This window comes from Staphylococcus sp. HMSC62B09, from assembly GCF_001839115.1.
Classification (GTDB): domain Bacteria; phylum Bacillota; class Bacilli; order Staphylococcales; family Staphylococcaceae; genus Staphylococcus; species Staphylococcus haemolyticus.
In genome coordinates, this window is sequence record NZ_KV840151.1 from 77,221 (window position 1) to 95,186 (window position 17,966).

Sequence of the window (17,966 nt, forward strand, 5' to 3'; positions counted from 1 at the left end):
ATAAATTAATATCCAAAGATATACTACAAGAGATTTATACTGTATTGAATAAACCCAATAAAATAATACTAGTACATATTACGTTTGAGTGTTATACAATATCAATATAAATCTCTTGAGAGATTAAAATTGGTTAAAATAACAAGTTCAATTTTATCATTTTCTTTTAAAATTGAAAATATAATTTTTATAATCCATTAGTCGATTGTCATATTTAAGACGTCTCCAAACTCTTTAACATCAACAACAAATGACCCATTTGTGTATTGTTCAGATAAATGAATATCAGTGATTTGTCCTTCTTCAGAGTGACTTTCAGAATATAAAGTATACATACTTTCATCTTTAACAACATAACCTGCAACAACACGATGTGGATTTTTCTTCAACTCTTTAAGTAATGTAATACCTCTTTGTGCTCTTTTAGCTTGTTGTAAAATCTTATAGCTAATTCGTTTTACAGCACCTCTTTGAGTAGCCATTATAATTGAGCTGTCATTATCTACAACATCCGTCATAACGACAAAATCTTCATCTTTTAAGTTGATAGATTTCACCCCAGCTGCTCGTAATCCCGTATCAGATAGTTCTTCACTTGAATACGTTAATGACATACCTTTATGTGTTAATACATTGATGAGTTGATCTTCATTTAATCGAATGACGTTTATTAATTCATCATTATCTTTAACTTTCATAGCAACTAATGGTTTATTGTAACGAGTCGTTTTAAATAAGCTAACGTTACTTTTTTTAATCATTCCATTTCGAGTCGCTAGTACATAAAATGCGTCATCTTTAAAACTTTGTTCATTGTAAACATCAACTACAGTTTCATAATCATCTAAGGGAACAATTTGAGATACATGCTGTCCAAGTTCTTTCCATCTGATATCTGCTAATTTATGAACCGGAATGAATATATACCTTCCTTTGTTTGTAAAAACAAGTACCGTATCTTGCGTGTTAACTGTTTGATATTTGAGTAAACTGTCTCCATCTTTAAGCCCTATTTCAGTGACACCACTGGCATTGAAACTACGTGTAGATGTCCGTTTAATATATCCTTGACGTGTAATACTTAAAACAACATCTTCACTTGGAACCATAACTTCTTTATCAATTTTAATTTCTGCGATTTCCGCTTCAATTGATGATAAACGCTCAGATTTAAATCGTTTTCTAATATCAGTCAATTCACTTTTAATTACTTGTAACAATGCATCATGATTATCAAGTATATGACGATATTCTTTAATCAATTTAGCTAACTCATTATGTTCATTTTCCAATGCAACGATATCTGTATTAGTTAAACGATAAAGTTGAAGCATGACAATAGCCTCTGCTTGAGCTTCCGTAAATTCAAATTCAGCAACTAAATTGTCTTTAGCATCTTTTTTATTTTTAGAGTTACGAATTAACGTGATAACCTCATCCAATATTGATAGTGCTTTCATTAAACCTTCCACAATATGCATGCGTTTTTCGGCGTGATCTAAATCATATTTCGTACGATTTGCCACAACTTCAATTTGATGATTTAAGTAACTATCAATAATTTGGCGAATACCCATTAGTTTTGGACGACCGTCACTAATTGCAACCATATTAAAGTTATAAGTAATTTGTAAATCAGAGTTTTTGAATAAATAGTTTTTTATAGCTTCTGCATTTACATCCTTTTTCAGTTCGATCGCTATTCGTAATCCAGTGCGATCAGTTTCATCACGGACTTCGATAATACCATCTACTTTTTTATCTGCTCTTAACTCATCGATTCTTTTGACTAGTGAACTTTTATTCACTTCGTAAGGAATCTCAGTAACGATAAGTTGTTGACGACCATTACGAAGGGTTTCTTCATCCACTTTAGAACGTACAACAATTTTACCTTTACCAGTCTCATAAGCTTTCTTAATGCCATCCACACCTTGAATAATACCGCCAGTAGGGAAATCTGGACCTTTTATATATTTCATTAGTTGAGTAACAGTAATATCAGGATTATCGATGTATTTCAATGTTGATTGAATTACCTCTGCTAAATTATGCGGTGGGATGTCAGTCGCATAACCTGAAGAAATCCCTGTTGAACCATTAACTAATAAATTAGGAAACCTTGCTGGTAAAACCATTGGTTCTAAAGCTGTATCATCATAGTTTGGAACAAATGCAACAGTTTCCTTATTAATATCTCTGACAAGTTCTTCCGATAATTGGCTTAACTTCGCTTCAGTATAACGCATTGCTGCAGGAGGATCATTATCGATACTACCGTTATTACCATGCATTTCAATTAAAACATGACGTAATTTCCAATCTTGACTTAAGCGCACCATTGCATCATATACTGATAAGTCGCCATGAGGATGATACTGACCAATAACGTCTCCGACTGTCTTCGCACTCTTACGGAAATTCTTATCATACGTATTCCCACTACTATGCATTGCGAAAAGAATTCTTCGTTGTACTGGCTTCAAGCCATCACGAACATCCGGTAATGCACGTTCTTGAATAATATATTTACTATATCTTCCAAAACGATCACCTATCACATCTTCAAGTGATAAATCTTGAATTATCTCACTCAATTTGTTTCCTCCTCAGTATATTCTTCAGTTTCTAGTACTTGTACTTCAGTATTATCTAATATACTTTGATCTTCTTGCATGCCAAATTCAACGTGACTTTCAATCCATTCACGACGTGGCGCAACTTTATCACCCATTAAAGTTGTAACTCGTTTAGACGAACGCATTTCATCTTCAATTTGAACACGAATTAATGTTCTAGTTTCAGGATTCATAGTTGTTTCCCATAACTGTTCAGGGTTCATTTCACCTAGACCTTTATAACGTTGCAACATAAATCCTTTTCCTAATTTCTTCTGAAGTTTTTCAAGTTCATCATCAGTCCATGCGTATTCAACTTGCTTAGATTTACCTTTTCCTTTTTCCAGTTTATATAGTGGCGGCAATGCGATAAATACTCTTCCAGCTTGTACAAGCGGTTTCATGTACTTAAAGAAGAAGGTTAATAATAATACTTGAATATGTGCACCATCTGTGTCGGCATCAGTCATGATAATAATTCTATTATAATTACTGTCTTCTATTTTAAAGTCGTTTCCAACACCAGCACCAATTGTATGAATGATAGTATTAATTTCTTCATTTTTAAAAATATCTTCAAGTCTTGCTTTTTCAGTATTAATAACTTTACCTCTTAAAGGTAAAATCGCTTGGAATTTTCTATCTCTTCCAAGTTTAGCTGAACCACCTGCTGAGTCACCTTCGACTAAATATAATTCATTTTTCTCAGTATTTTTACTTTGAGCAGGTGTTAACTTTCCTGATAATAAAGTGTCTTTACGTTTATTCTTCTTACCTGAACGTGCATCTTCACGTGCTTTACGCGCAGCTTCCCTAGCTTGTTGTGCTTTAATTGCTTTCTTCACTAGAGATTTAGAAAGTTGACCTTTTTCTTCTAAATAATATGGCAATTTATCAGAAACTACTGAATCAACAGCACTACGAGCTTCTGAAGTACCCAATTTAGATTTAGTTTGCCCTTCAAATTGTAACAATTCTTCAGGTATGCGAACTGATATAACTGCAGTTAAACCTTCACGAATATCATTACCGTCTAAATTCTTGTCTTTTTCTTTTAATTCATTGATTCTTCTTGCGTAATCGTTGAACACACGTGTCATTGCAGTTTTAAATCCTACTTCATGTGTTCCGCCATCTTTGGTACGCACGTTATTTACGAAGCTTAATATACTCTCTGAATATTGATCATTATATTGAAAAGCGACATCTACTTCTATACCATTTGAAGCACCTGTAAACATAGTTACATCGTGAAGAACCTCTTTGCCTTCATTTACATAACTGACAAACTCTTTAATCCCCTCTTCATAATGATAAACATCTTCACGTTCTTTGCCACTACGTAAATCTTTCAATGTTATTTTAAGATTCTTTAATAGGAAGGCAGATTCTTGTAACCTCTCACTTAAGGTTTCAAAATTAAATGTAGTTGTAGCTTTAAATATTTCGGGATCTGGTTTAAATGTAACTTTAGTTCCCGTTTTTTTTGTTTTACCTGATTTAACTAATCCAGATGCTGGCACTCCACCATTTTTAAAGCTTTGCTTGTAAATATTCCCGTCTCTATGTATTTCTACTTCTAACCATTCGCTTAATGCGTTAACTACAGATGCACCAACCCCATGCAATCCACCTGATGTTTTATATCCGCCTTGGCCGAATTTACCACCGGCGTGCAATACAGTGAAAATAACTTCAACAGTAGGTTTACCTGATGCATGCATTCCTGAAGGCATACCACGACCATTATCTTCAATAGAAATACTATTATCTTGGTTTATTGTTACATTTATTTCGTTACCATATCCGTTTAAAACTTCATCTACGGAGTTATCTACTACTTCATACACTAAATGATGTAGTCCTCGTTTATCAGTAGATCCTATATACATACCTGGACGCTTTCTTACAGCTTCCAATCCCTCTAATACTTGAATAGAATCATCTGAGTAATGATTTGAATTTTTTGTTGCCAATGCGTTCGCCTCCTACAAACGTACGTTCGTTTTAAAAACTATACAATAGTTATTCTTATATAAATCGGTCTAAATTGCAAGCGTGAGTTAAAACTAATCTATTTAAAGTTCCTGTTAAGAACAAATTTTTAAAATTGGTCGTTGTTATCTATTAGATTATGGTAAAATATAGCTACGTTATTAAAGGATGTGTAAAGTTATATGATGATAGTAGTCATGCTCATATTAAGCTATCTCATCGGTGCTATTCCTAATGGATATGTTATAGGAAAGCTGTTTTTCAAAAAAGATATTAGACAATATGGCAGTGGTAATACTGGCGCAACTAATAGTTTCCGAGTTCTAGGTAAACCAGCAGGATTTATTGTAACCTTTTTAGATATATTTAAAGGATTTATTACTGTGTTCTTTCCTATTTGGTTTCCAGTGCATACAGATGGACCGCTTAGCACGTTCTTCACACATGGGTTAATTGTAGGTTTATTCGCAATACTTGGCCATGTATATCCAATATATCTTAGATTTAAGGGTGGAAAAGCTGTAGCTACAAGTGCTGGTGTTGTCTTAGGCGTAAATCCTATCTTACTACTTATATTGGCAATTATATTCTTTGGAGTATTATATATATTTAAATATGTTTCACTCTCAAGTATTATTGCAGCAATTTGTTGCGTTATTGGCTCTCTCATCATACAAGATTACATATTATTTGGGATGAGCTTACTCGTTTCCATAATTTTAATAGTAAGACATCGCACCAATATTGTAAGAATTTTTAAAGGCGAAGAACCAAAAATAAAATGGATGTAAATCTAATACCGATAATAATGCATTAAGCGTATCAATTCGCTTAATGCTTTTTTATATCTTCATTGAAACCTTATGGATTATCTCAAAATATGAATATGTTATAATTCTAAGAGTTCCATTTAAAAAATAAAATCCAAGTAATAGATAAATAAGGTAGGAGGATAATGTAATGAAAATTAAACTAACAGATCAAGCTGTAGAATGGTTTAAAGATGAACTAGACTTACCTGAAAATAACAAAGTTTTACAGTTTTACGTTCGCTATGGTGGTGAATTTCAACTTAAACAAGGTTTCAGTCCTGCCTTTCGCGTTGAACCAAGAGAAGATGTAGAAATTGGTTACGAAGAAAATTATAATGATTTGATATTAGTCGTTTCAGAAGAAGATCTATGGTATTTTGAGGACAATGAAGTCCTCGTTGAAAAAGTAGATCATGATGATGAAATTGCCTATTCTAAATTGAAGTAAGTCATAAAAACCGTTGAATTTAACTAAACATAAATATATTAAGATAAAATAACTGAGAAGACGCTCCCATGTAGCATTTCTCAGTTTTTTTAATACATATTAGTGATAAATCTAAACGCATGAAATTACAATAAAAATTTTAAAGGTAAGGTAAATGATAGTCGGCCCCCGCATAGAGAATTTCGTTCTGAAATTCTTCAAGCAAAGCAAGCTGGGGTTAAGTGAATACATTCCTCTCCCTAAGTCTTGTATATCATCTATATTTCAAGGTCGCTTGATTGTGTCACTTCAAAATCTTTTCCATCTTGATTTAATTTATCTACATGACTATAAACCTTATGCCATTCTGGGAAGTAACGGTCTAATCTAATTGGTTGAAAATTACTTGATTTCATACAAATTAATTGAGTTGAACCAGTTGTGGCAAGTTCTCCATTCTCATTATATACTTCATAACAATAAACTGATTTAAGTCTTGAATATTGCTCAACCCATGTTTTGATTGTCACTTTTTCAGGATAAAAAATTGATTTTCTATATTTTATTTGAAGGTCTACAACTGGAGAAATGACGCCCTCTTTTTCCATATCTGCATAACTAAAACCCAACTTTCGGATATAATCTGTTCGTGCAACCTCAAACCATGTTGCATAATTACCATGATAAATCACACCCATTTTATCTGTTTCTTGATATCTAGCTTCAATTTCAGTCATACTGTATATCATTCTTAAGTACCTCTTTTCCAAAATCATTCATATTTCATATTAACATAAAAAAGCCATGCCAACATAAAGTCAGCATGGCTTTAAAGTTCATATATTATTGCGCTAATTTATTTCTTAGAACCATTTGTAAAATACCACCATGACGATAGTAATCTAATTCAACTAGTGAATCAAATCGTACAATTGCTTCAAAATCAACGACTTCACCATTTTCTTTTTTAGCATGTACTTTCACAGTATCACGTGGACTTACTGTTTCGTCAATATCAACAGAGATAGCTTCTTTTCCATCTAATCCTAATGATTCTGCTGATTCACCATCTTTAAATTGTAATGGTAAAACACCCATCATAACTAAGTTAGAACGGTGAATACGTTCATAGCTTTGAGCGATAACAGTTTTCACACCTAATAAGTTTGTACCTTTTGCAGCCCAGTCACGAGAAGAACCCATACCGTAGTCGTTTCCTGCTAAAACAGCTAAACCAGTACCGTCTTCTTTATATTTCATCGCTGCATCATATATAGGCATTACTTCATCTGTAGGCCAGTAAGTAGTGAATCCACCTTCAGTACCTGGCGCTAATTGGTTTTTAATACGAATATTAGCAAATGTACCTCTTACCATTACTTCATGGTTACCACGTCGAGAACCGTAAGAGTTAAAGTTTCTAATAGATACATCATGATCTAATAAATATTTACCAGCTGGTGTGTCTTTACCGATTGCACCGGCTGGAGAAATATGGTCAGTCGTAACAGAATCGCCAAATTTACCCATAACTCTTAAATCTTTAAGTGGTTCAATTGTACCAGGCTCTTTTGATAAACCTTGGAAGAATGATGGATTTTGGATATATGTTGAATTAGGATCAAAGTCATATAATGGTGCATCTGTTACATCTATTTCATTCCACATTTCATTGTTATTATACACGTTTTTATATTCTTCTAGGAATAGTTCAGGTGTTACAACACTATCTACAGTATCTGCAACCTCTTGAATTGTTGGCCAGATATCGTTTAAGTAAACATTTTGACCGTCTTTACCTTTTCCAATTGGCTCATTTTGTAAATCAATATCAACTGTACCAGCTAATGCATAAGCTACTACTAATTGAGGAGAGGCTAAATAGTTTGCTTTAACTAATGGATGGATACGACCTTCAAAGTTACGGTTACCAGATAATACTGATGTAACTAGTAAATCTTTTTCAGCCACTGCTTTTTCGATTTCAGGTAATAATGGACCAGAGTTACCAATACATGTTGTACAGCCGTAACCAACTAAGTTAAATCCTAAGTCATCTAAATATTCTTGAAGACCTGAATCTCTTAAGTATCCAGTTACAACTTTTGAACCTGGTGCTAATGAAGTTTTAACAAATTCAGGAACTTTAAGACCTTTTTCAACGGCTTTTTTAGCAACTAATCCTGCACCTAACATAACATATGGGTTAGATGTATTTGTACATGATGTGATTGCTGCGATAGCAATATCACCTGTTTTCATTGTTGCAGTTGAACCATCAGCAAAATTAATATTTGCTTTTTTATCAAATTCACTTTTATCTAGTCCATGTCCTTGGTTACCAGCAGGTGCTGTAACAGATTTTTCAAATTCTTTCTTCATATCACTTAAGAAAATTAAATCTTGTGGACGTTTTGGACCTGATAATGAAGCTTCAACAGTAGATAAATCTAAGTCGATGACATCCGTATATTCAGGGTCTTCTTTATCTACAGTGAAGAACATATTATTTTGTTCTAAATAAGCTTTAACTAATTCAACATGCTCTTCTTTACGTCCAGTTAATCTCATATATTTAAGAGATTCTTCATCAACTGGGAAGAAACCACAAGTTGCACCATATTCGGGCGCCATGTTAGCGATTGTTGCACGATCTGCTAATGGTAAGTCAGTTACACCAGGACCGAAGAATTCAACAAATTTGCCAACTACACCTTTTTTACGTAGTTCTTGAGTCACACGTAATGCTAAATCAGTAGCTGTTGAACCTTGTGGTAATGAATTAGTTAATCGAACACCAATTACTTCAGGGATTGGGAAGTAAGAAGGTTGTCCTAGCATACCCGCTTCAGCTTCAATACCACCAACACCCCAACCTAGTACACCAATACCATTGATCATTGTAGTATGAGAGTCAGTTCCTACAAGTGTGTCAGGAAATGCCGTCTGTTCTCCATCAACATCGCGAACGTGTACAACATTTGCAAGATATTCTAAGTTTACTTGGTGAACAATACCAGTTGCAGGGGGAACAGCATTATAGTTATCAAATGCTTTAGTCGCCCAATTTAAAAATTGATAACGCTCATAATTACGTTCGAATTCTAATTTCATATTTCTTTCTAATGCATCTGGATTAGCATAGCTATCAACTTGAACAGAGTGGTCAATGACTAAGTCAACTGGCACTTCTGGGTTGATTTTATTAATATCCCCACCAACATCGTTCATTGCTTTACGTAATGATGCTAAATCAACAACTGCAGGAACACCTGTGAAGTCTTGCAGAATAACACGAGATGGTTTGAAAGGTACTTCACCTTCATTTCCTTCATTGCCAAAGTTACCCAACGCTTTAATATGTTCATCAGTAATGACAAATTCATCTTCTTGTCTTAATACTGATTCTAATAAAACACGAATTGAGTAAGGTAATTTACTTATTTTTGTTAAACCTTGTTCTTCTAAACTTTTTAAATCATAGTACGTATATGACTGGCCATTTGCTTCAAATGTCTTTTTAGCTTGTTGCTTAATGTTAGAAGTCATTTATATATCCCCCTTGAATATTAAAATTCATATTTATATGCCTTTAAATAAATTGTATAATTATATGTTTTTCAAAACAACTGTATATACCTACATTTCACGTGATTTAGCTTTCGCATTTATAATCAGTATATATAAGTTATTCTTATCATATGCACTTACCACTATAAGTAAATATTATTAATTGAGAATGATTTTCATTAATATATAATATGGTCTCTTTAAAATTCATAAAAAACCCTTAAGTACTTATAAAAGCACTTAAGGGCAATAATGTTATTATGATGACTTCATATTATTTTTCAGCGTTTCTTCTTGATTCACGCTTTTCTAAAATATCAGATTCATAATCTTGTTGTTGATATTTAACATAATCTTGAAGTCTATGTTTGTTTGGTTGAAGTGTTAATCCCAAGAATTTACGTTCTTGGTTTGCATCTTTATAGAAACTAATCATCATCATTATAACTACAAAGGAGAATGGGAACGCACTTATAATTGCCGCACTTTGAATAGCATTTAATGCGTCAGCACCGTTTCCGCCACCTGCTAGTAATAAGATGAATGCGATTAATGATTGAGAAACACCCCATGTTACTTTTACAGCTCTAGAAGGTTCAAGAGAACCAAATGTTGTTTGCATACCCAACACAAATGTAGCTGAATCGGCAGATGTGATAAAGAATGAAGCAATTAGTACTAATGCTATAAGTGATAATGCCATTCCTAATGGAACGTGGTGGAATACACCGAACAACTGAGTTTCAGGTGTCATTTTAAATAATTCAGGGTGTTTTTTACCTGTTTCGATACCTAACACACCAAATACACTGAACCATAAGAAACTTACGATTGCTGGTACTAGTAAAACACCTGAGATAAATTCACGAATTGAACGTCCTTTAGACACACGTGCAATAAATACACCTACGAATGGACTCCAACTTAACCACCAACCCCAATAATAAAGGGTCCATGAAGACATCCATTCACGTTTTTGACCATTTAAAGCTGCAGTGTCAAAACTGTTGAATAAGAATGTATTTAATAAGCTACCAGTTGAACTAGTAAACATATTTAAAATAAGTACAGTAGGTCCAATAATTAAAGCAATAATCATTAAAACAGTACCTAAACCAATATTTAAGTTACTTAAATATTGAATGCCTTTACTTAAACCAGACCATGCACTAGCAATAAATAATATTGTAACTACGCCAATTATAATAGATTGAACCCATACATTATTTGGAACACCAAATAAGTAATGAAGTCCACCATTAATTTGTAACGCACCCATACCAAGTGAAACGGCTACACCTACAACAGTCGCAAATACTGAAAGAACGTCAATAATTGTTCCTATAGGTCCTTCCACTTTGTCACCTAAAATAGGGCGTAGTGTACGTGAAATTAAACCTGGTTCATTTTTTCTAAATTGAGCGTAAGCTAAAGCTAATGCAACTACACCATATACAGCCCAAGCATGGAATCCCCAGTGGAAAAATGTAGAACGTAATGCTTCTGTATATGCTTCAGTAGTTTTAGGATCAGCATTAGGTGGTGAGGCAAAATGTGCCATAGGTTCAGCTGCACCGTAGAACACTAAACCTATTCCCATACCGGCACTAAATAACATCGCAAACCATGAAACAGTATTAAATTCAGGTTTATCATTAGGTTTACCTAGTTTAAGTTTACCGATTGGACTAAAAATTAAAAAGATACAAAAGAACACTATTACAGTAGTCAAAATCAAGTAATACCAGCCAAGCTTTTCAGTAATCCAACTACTGATGTCGCCTGTAATTTTACCAAATTGCTCAGGTAAAAATGCACCGATTAATACAACAATGGCTACTACGATAGCACTGTAAATAAAAACCGATGAAAACTTCTTGTTTTGTTTTGTTTCTTCAGAAGAAGAATTCATAATTTACTTACTCCTTTCCCATATTAAATTTAAAAATTAGTTTGAAATAACTATTGAAGTAATTTAAGACGATATATTAAAGGATAACAAAGCCTTTATACAATATCAAATTTCTTTTAAATTAAACATTTACTAAAATATTTATATGTTGTATAATATATTTTATTCTTAAGTGAGGGGTATTGAATTATGTTTAAAGAATTTAAAGAGTTTGCTCTTAAAGGTAACGTGCTAGATTTAGCAATCGCTGTAGTTATGGGTGCAGCATTCAATAAAATTGTTACATCATTAGTTACATACATTATCATGCCATTAATTGGTAAAATTTTCGGTTCTGTCGATTTTGCTAAAGATTGGGAATTCTGGGGAATTAAATATGGCCTATTTATCCAATCAATTATTGATTTTATAATTGTAGCAATCGCACTATTTATATTTGTTAAAATCGCAAATACTTTAGTGAAGAAAGATGAGCCTGAAGAAGAAATCGAAGAAAATACTGTTTTATTAACAGAAATCCGCGATTTGTTAAGAGCTAAATAATCATAATTTAAGACCGTATGGCAATATTGTATTAATTTTGCCATATGGTCTTTTTTTAGTTCCACTTAAATCGAGTTTGACTTTGATATTGATTCGATGTTACCTCAAGTATTAATGGAATGCGTTGTTTAAGTTCACTAACGTGAGATATGATACCAACCATCCTGCCTGAAGTTTTTAATTTAACCAAAGTATCTAGAGCAGTTTCTAATGTTTCTTGATCTAACGTACCAAAGCCTTCATCTATAAACATCGACTCAAGGGTAATACCACCAGATTCTTGTTGAACCACTTCACTCAATCCTAGTGCTAAAGCTAGAGATGCTTGGAACGTTTCACCACCTGATAATGAACTAATATGTCTAGATTTATTTGAATGAAAATCAAACACTTCAATTTCTAAACCACTATAACCATGAGATATAGATTCTCTTCTTTTTAGCTGATATCTTTCCCCACTCATACGTTCTAAACGAATATTTGCTTGATGGATGATTCGTTCTAAGTAATAAACAAGCACATAGTTTTCAAGCGTCAATTTTTTATTATTTTTTCCTGATAGTACCTCTGATAATTCAAAGATTTCTTGTTGTTCTTTTAATTCTTTCTCTAAATAATTTATATAATCCATTATACTATTAAATTTGTCTTTATTTTTCTGTACTTGATATTGAATTGTAGCACTCGCTTCAACGTACTTATTATAGTTGGATTCAATTTCAGTTTTTGTAGCTTCCAATTTTTCAACCGATTCAGGTTTATTGTCTTTTGTAAGTTGAGATAGTCGTTCAATCTCTAAAGTAAGTTTTTGATGATCATGCTCATATTGCTGAATTTTCATTTCAATTTGCTCTTTGTTGTCTAACTTAGATAATAAAATTTCAACATCTTTGTATGAATTTAGTCCAATTCGCTTCATTTCTTGATTAATTTCATCGCTATGACCACTAATTTCTTGTTCAAGTTCTTTAATAACTAATTGATTATTGTTTAGATTATTTGTTTCGATTTCAATTTGTTGTTTTGTTTGATTTATTTCTTTCTCTAATACTTCGTTCTTAGATACATAATCAGTTACTATTTGTTCATATTGCTTAAAGCACTGTTCAAATTTATTAGTTTCATCATAATTAGTGTAGCTTTTAAATTCTTTTATTAGTGTTTCAAATTGATGCTTCAATGATAAAAGTTTTTCATGCTTAATTTGTAAGCTATGATTAATATCTTTAAGCTTATCTAGTGCACTTTTAAATTTTTCACGTTGCTTAATTTGAATTTGTAGTTTTTCTTTTTCCTTATTTTTAGTTCTTAATTGTTGTTCTATTTCGTCGATATCACTAATTTCATCATCATTTATTTCTAACTCACTCATTTGATTACTAATATAATCAGAACTGGTTTCAAGTTTAGTTAACTCATTTATTTTTTTATTTAACTGATTATTTACTTCTTTTATTAAATTTTGATTCTTAGCAATTTCATCAAAATTAATATGTTCATTGAAAGACTCAATTTCATTACCACATATAGGACATGTATCTCCAACATGAAGTGCATTTTGAATTTCTTGAATAAATGTTTGTTTATCATTTAAATCAATATTTGACTTGTCTATATTTTCTAATTGAAGTTTTAAATCTGAAATTTGTTCTTTAGTCTTTTTAATACTTTTCTCTGTTTTGTTGTATTTTTGACATAAAGATTGGTATTTTTTCTTGTTTTCTCTCAAAGTCACTTTTTTATCAAAAGTGTTTTTTAATTGAAATATCTCCTGGGTTATTTCGTCAACATTCTCGTTATTTACATTTATTTTAGCTATATCATTATTTAATTTATCAATTAAATTCTTATTTTCTTCTTGCTTTTGATTATTCTCTTTTAAGTATGTTTCATTTTGTTTAATTTCGTTAAAAGCTTCACGATACTTATTTATGTTTGTATAAAACTGTTTAGTTTTATCAATATATACAGACTTAATGTTAATATCTTCTGATTGTTCATTTAAAATTTCTTTTTCTTTCTTAAATTTCTCTAATTTATCATTAAGTTCATGTAACTCTTCAATAATAGAATTTAGCTTAACCTTAGTATTTTCATATTTTTGTTCTTTTGCGTTTCTTTGATTATACAATTGACTCAAAGGTTTAATTTCCATAATTTTACGTAATTCAGCTTTTAATTTTTCAATACTAACTTTGTTTTTTTCTAGTTGAACTTTCTTATTTTTATTTCGATCAAGTTCTTTAAGTGATTCTATTAATTTATTGTTTTCTTCAATTTTTCTTTTAATAGCTTCAAGCGCATCATGATGTTCAGATTTTAATTGTTCATATTTTTCATTTAAGTGTTGACCTACTTGTTCGAACTGAGGTATTGCATTAATAATGTCTTTGGTTTGCATACTATTCAAAGATTTAAATTGAATTAATTCATCATTCTCAAATGTTTCAATATCTTCCCAAAGTATTTGAATCTGACTATAACGTGATTCTATTTGCTTCTTCTCGTCTTTAACTTGATTTAACAATAAATTTTGCATCTCTTCAAAACGGATACTATTGAATAATGTTCTTAAAATACTTTGCTTATCGGAACTATTAGATACTAAAAATTTCTTAAATTCTCCTTGAGGTAATATGAATAATTGTCTGAATTGTTCAGCGTTGATACCTAACAAATCTTTGATAAAACCATTACCAGAGCTGATTTTACTCTCTCGTAGTTCGTAAAGCTGACTTTCTTCATCAAATTCAAAAACATCAAGTTTACCAGGTGTTAAAGAAATATTCCCCTCTTTAATAAATCCAGCCTGTCTAGATATTTTAAATTTTTTATCTTTAATTTTAAATTCATATTCTACACTCATCGGAGATTTACCATCAGCAAAATGACTTCGTAATTCTCCCTCATTTCTACCTTCTGTAGAAGCCTTACCAAATAGAGCATAAACAATGCCATCAAATAACATAGTTTTTCCCGAACCAGTTTTTCCACTAATTAAAAATAACTGTTCATTATTTATTTGTTCAAAATCAATAACTTCATGTATGAAAGGTCCAAAATTATTAAGTATTAATTTAGTTGGTCTCAATTATTTAATCCTCCCTATTGATAACTTGATTTAATAATTGATGTATTTTCTTCTCTTGATAATTTGTTAAATCTTCATCTGTAATTGTTTTGTAGAAATTTTTAATTATTGTAGGATCATCTGTAGTTTTAAAATCTGCGTACGTTGATTTATTATGATTTTCAAAAGTGATATTACTAAGCGAAAGTGTATTTGGATATATCTGTTTAAGGTGGATGATAGGGTCCGTGACATGAGACATATTTTTAAGTTTGAAGTGAAAATAATTGTCCTTATTTTTCACAGGAACGTCACCTTGTATAACAGACGAGTAGTCACCTTCAATTTGCTCTAACTCTCTTAAAGGTTTTAATTGTACAAACTTAATATTTATGTCATTTTTTGAACTAATCATTAATTTTTTGTATCCTTTGGCCTGGTTCACTTCAGAAAATGAGTATTGTAATAACGAACCACTGTAATCAACAATATTATCTGTAATACTAAATGGATGATGAAGATGTCCTAATAGTACTTTGTCAAAAATTTGGAAGTTAGCGCTTTCTACACTTTCAACGGTTCCAATTGTAAGTGGCCTTTCAGATTCTGATGTTTTACCACCTTTTATGGTTAAATGGCCAATTAAAATATTAATTTGATTAGGGTCTATAATCTTCGAAATGTGGTTAATACACTTTTGAGTTGCTTGCTCATATGTCTTGATATCATCATCATTAAAGTAAGCCTTAATTTCACTAATAGTGGCAAAAGGAAGTGTGTAAAAGTTAATATTATTAATAGTTATAGGTGTAGACATTAATTCTAGTTGCGTTCTAATATATAATTGTGAAAACTCAAACCATGTTGACCCATAATTTAATCTTTCTCTACCATCATGATTTCCATTGGTTATAATTGTAGGAATTTTCATATTTACATTTATAGTTTTAATCGTTTCTTCAAAAAGTCTAATGGTCTCCTTACTAGGATAAGACGTATCATATATATCACCCGAAATAACCAGAACATCTGGTTTCTCTTCCTTCAAATTATCAATAAATTTGTTCAATATGTAATGTTGATCTTCTAAAAATTGCTTACCATTTAAAATCTTACCTAAATGCCAATCAGCAGTGTGAATAACCTTCATAATGACCTCCCTTTAGAACATTTGTTCGTGTATATTATATCTTGAATCACACTATTGTTCAAACTAAAAAAGATGGAACAAATGATTAATTTAAATTCATTGTCCCACCTATGTTATTGAGCAGCTATTAATAACCCCAACTTGCATTACTTGTAAAATTTCTTATTTGGAAATTCTCTTTGTTGGGACCCCGCTCAGCCCGGCAAGGTTGAATCGAATTAAAAAAGCTTGTTACAAGTATGTTTTTAATTCATTCAACTACTTCCAATATGTAATTATAGCCTGAGATATTAATTTATGTCCCAGGCTCTACTAAAATTTTCAAAGTAATTTAAAATACATCATTTTTTAAATCATTATTCAATTATTTGACAGTTGACCTTTTCAACTTTTTATATTTATATAACATTGCTAATCTCCAAGGAACAATCATGCTAAACGCAAGTAAGAAGAACATGCCGCCAATTTCACCAGGATCAATTTTACTACTGATAAATATTTTAATTAAAGTGCGTATAATTAATAAGGAAATTAAAATGATTGGAAATGCTTTTGAGCGCTTCATATAAATTTCAGTACCATGTACCTCAAAGTGACTTGTCCATATAAGAACAGATGAGAATAAGACACCTAGAATAATCGACTCTAAAATTTCAGTACCAGTCAATCTAAAGTACGGAATCACATACATCAATGCGCCTGTAGCCATGAAAAATGGTGGTAATATAATTTTCTTTTCATTAACAGGAAAGTTTTGAGCTTTCATTCGAATAAAAATTACTACTATACCCATAAATAAAGCAAATACAATAGAAAAAATTAAATACGCCAACGTTACACCTTCTTATATATTCATAAACTCTTACTCTTTATTACTCATTGTAAGTTATTTAGATTATTAAATATTTTTCTTTTTTAATAATACTAAAGTTGTTTTACTACAAAAATAAAGGATTGTAAACCTTAAAGGTACTACAATCCATTTAAAAATTATTTTTTTGAACTTTTCATGTTTTGATCCATGTTTTTATTCATCATTGTCATCATTTGATTGATTTTCTTTTGCGATGGTTTTTGACCCATTTGCATCATCATCATTCGTAACATTTCTTCATTAATAGGTGGGTTTTTTTTCAAATAATCCATCATATATTTACGTGCTAAAAAGAAACCACCAACTAGTCCACCGATAAGCGCTACAATGATTAATAAAATTGCTAACCATGTTGCCATTGTTTCACCCACTTTCTATATCCTACTGAATTTTACTAAATTACTATTCTATTTTCAAGAGCTAGTTAGTAATTCTGCATCCATTTGTTATCATAACAAATACTTAAACGAATGTAATACTTATTTTTAGTTAACTTAAAAATTATTTTGTATTGCTCATTCAAATTAAAGAAGACTTTCCAATGAAAGCCTTCTCAGTTCTCTAATTTCTTATCTAATATTAAAATGTGTGAATTTGATTTAATACATTTTCTTTAGTGAAACCATATTTTTCTACGACTAAGTCGCCAGGGGCACTTGCACCAAATTGGTCAATACCTATCACTTTACCTTCAGTGCCTACATATTTGTGCCAACCTAATGGAGATGCCATTTCAATTGCAACACGTTTAGTAATTTCTTTAGGAATTACAGACTCTTTATATTCTTCTGATTGTTGTTCAAAAGCAAACCAGTTAGGCATTGATACTACTCGTACACCTTTACCTTGTTTATCTAAATCTTTAGCTGCTTCAATTGCTAAGCTAACTTCTGAACCAGTAGCAAGTAATAGATACTCAGGTTTAGTTTCAGTTTCGAAGACCACATAAGCACCTTTACGAACACCTTGTTCAACTTTCTCTTCATCTACATCTA

At 31.4% G+C, this 17,966-nt stretch carries 13 protein-coding genes; 3 read left to right on the forward strand and 10 right to left on the reverse strand.

The features are described from left to right. Positions 1 to 197 precede the first annotated feature (197 nt). Positions 198 to 2,597 (reverse strand): DNA topoisomerase IV subunit A, encoded by a 2,400-nt coding sequence (gene parC, locus HMPREF3265_RS08425; RefSeq protein ID WP_070485387.1) that lies wholly within the window; start codon positions 2,595 to 2,597, stop codon positions 198 to 200. Next, positions 2,594 to 4,594, reverse strand: a complete 2,001-nt coding sequence (gene parE / locus HMPREF3265_RS08430) for a DNA topoisomerase IV subunit B (protein ID WP_037558066.1) — start codon at positions 4,592 to 4,594, stop codon at positions 2,594 to 2,596. Before parE ends, parC begins: the two co-directional genes overlap by 4 nt. A 201-nt stretch (positions 4,595 to 4,795) precedes the next feature. Between parE and plsY the strand changes: the two genes are divergently transcribed. Together plsY and HMPREF3265_RS08440 are read left to right on the forward strand one after the other, a co-directional pair. Then, the gene (gene plsY, locus HMPREF3265_RS08435) at positions 4,796 to 5,404 is read left to right on the forward strand and encodes a glycerol-3-phosphate 1-O-acyltransferase PlsY (protein WP_070861360.1); all 609 of its coding nucleotides are present in this window, start codon (positions 4,796 to 4,798) and stop codon (positions 5,402 to 5,404) included. Positions 5,405 to 5,573: 169 nt separating this feature from the next. Then, on the forward strand, positions 5,574 to 5,873 hold the full coding sequence (locus HMPREF3265_RS08440; protein ID WP_011275847.1) for a HesB/YadR/YfhF family protein: 300 nt from the start codon (positions 5,574 to 5,576) through the stop codon (positions 5,871 to 5,873). Between the two features lie 257 nt (positions 5,874 to 6,130). Here HMPREF3265_RS08440 and menI read toward each other — a convergent pair whose 3' ends face one another. From menI to HMPREF3265_RS08455, 3 genes are all read right to left on the reverse strand, one after another. Continuing rightward, positions 6,131 to 6,601, reverse strand: a complete 471-nt coding sequence (gene menI, locus HMPREF3265_RS08445) for a 1,4-dihydroxy-2-naphthoyl-CoA hydrolase MenI (protein ID WP_070861362.1) — start codon at positions 6,599 to 6,601, stop codon at positions 6,131 to 6,133. 94 nt (positions 6,602 to 6,695) lie between these two features. Next, entirely contained in the window at positions 6,696 to 9,401 is a 2,706-nt protein-coding gene (acnA, locus tag HMPREF3265_RS08450; RefSeq protein ID WP_070580627.1) for an aconitate hydratase AcnA, read from the reverse strand. 295 nt (positions 9,402 to 9,696) lie between these two features. Further along, positions 9,697 to 11,334: a BCCT family transporter gene (locus tag HMPREF3265_RS08455; RefSeq protein WP_070440155.1), complete on the reverse strand. Its 1,638-nt coding sequence runs from the start codon at positions 11,332 to 11,334 to the stop codon at positions 9,697 to 9,699. A gap of 189 nt (positions 11,335 to 11,523) precedes the next feature. Here HMPREF3265_RS08455 and mscL point away from each other — a divergent pair, with 189 nt between their 5' ends. Next, on the forward strand, positions 11,524 to 11,877 hold the full coding sequence (gene mscL / locus HMPREF3265_RS08460; RefSeq protein ID WP_070440153.1) for a large conductance mechanosensitive channel protein MscL: 354 nt from the start codon (positions 11,524 to 11,526) through the stop codon (positions 11,875 to 11,877). Between the two features lie 55 nt (positions 11,878 to 11,932). Here the strand turns inward: mscL and sbcC are convergent, their stop codons facing one another. From sbcC to HMPREF3265_RS08485, 5 genes are all read right to left on the reverse strand, one after another. Beyond that, complete coding sequence (sbcC, locus tag HMPREF3265_RS08465) at positions 11,933 to 14,968, reverse strand: exonuclease subunit SbcC (protein ID WP_070861365.1); 3,036 nt, start codon at positions 14,966 to 14,968, stop codon at positions 11,933 to 11,935. A gap of 4 nt (positions 14,969 to 14,972) precedes the next feature. Further along, a complete protein-coding gene (gene sbcD / locus HMPREF3265_RS08470; protein WP_070440149.1) occupies positions 14,973 to 16,097 on the reverse strand; it encodes an exonuclease subunit SbcD in 1,125 nt (374 codons plus the stop codon). A gap of 364 nt (positions 16,098 to 16,461) precedes the next feature. After that, positions 16,462 to 16,929, reverse strand: coding sequence for a CcdC family protein (locus HMPREF3265_RS08475; RefSeq protein WP_070440147.1), 468 nt, complete (start codon positions 16,927 to 16,929; stop codon positions 16,462 to 16,464). Between the two features lie 158 nt (positions 16,930 to 17,087). Further along, complete coding sequence (locus HMPREF3265_RS08480) at positions 17,088 to 17,330, reverse strand: YneF family protein (RefSeq protein WP_011275855.1); 243 nt, start codon at positions 17,328 to 17,330, stop codon at positions 17,088 to 17,090. A 220-nt stretch (positions 17,331 to 17,550) separates the two neighbouring features. Then, positions 17,551 to 17,966 (reverse strand): transketolase-like TK C-terminal-containing protein (locus tag HMPREF3265_RS08485; protein WP_305367092.1); only part of this gene is annotated, 416 nt, incomplete at its 5' end.

Coding starts and splice junctions, on each gene's coding strand:
- plsY (WP_070861360.1), top strand. CDS start 4,796: ATGATGATAGTAGTCATGCTCATATTAAGCTATCTCATCGGTGCTATT.
- HMPREF3265_RS08440 (WP_011275847.1), top strand. CDS start 5,574: ATGAAAATTAAACTAACAGATCAAGCTGTAGAATGGTTTAAAGATGAA.
- menI (WP_070861362.1), bottom strand. CDS start 6,601: ATGATATACAGTATGACTGAAATTGAAGCTAGATATCAAGAAACAGAT.
- acnA (WP_070580627.1), bottom strand. CDS start 9,401: ATGACTTCTAACATTAAGCAACAAGCTAAAAAGACATTTGAAGCAAAT.
- HMPREF3265_RS08455 (WP_070440155.1), bottom strand. CDS start 11,334: ATGAATTCTTCTTCTGAAGAAACAAAACAAAACAAGAAGTTTTCATCG.
- mscL (WP_070440153.1), top strand. CDS start 11,524: ATGTTTAAAGAATTTAAAGAGTTTGCTCTTAAAGGTAACGTGCTAGAT.
- sbcD (WP_070440149.1), bottom strand. CDS start 16,097: ATGAAGGTTATTCACACTGCTGATTGGCATTTAGGTAAGATTTTAAAT.
- HMPREF3265_RS08480 (WP_011275855.1), bottom strand. CDS start 17,330: ATGGCAACATGGTTAGCAATTTTATTAATCATTGTAGCGCTTATCGGT.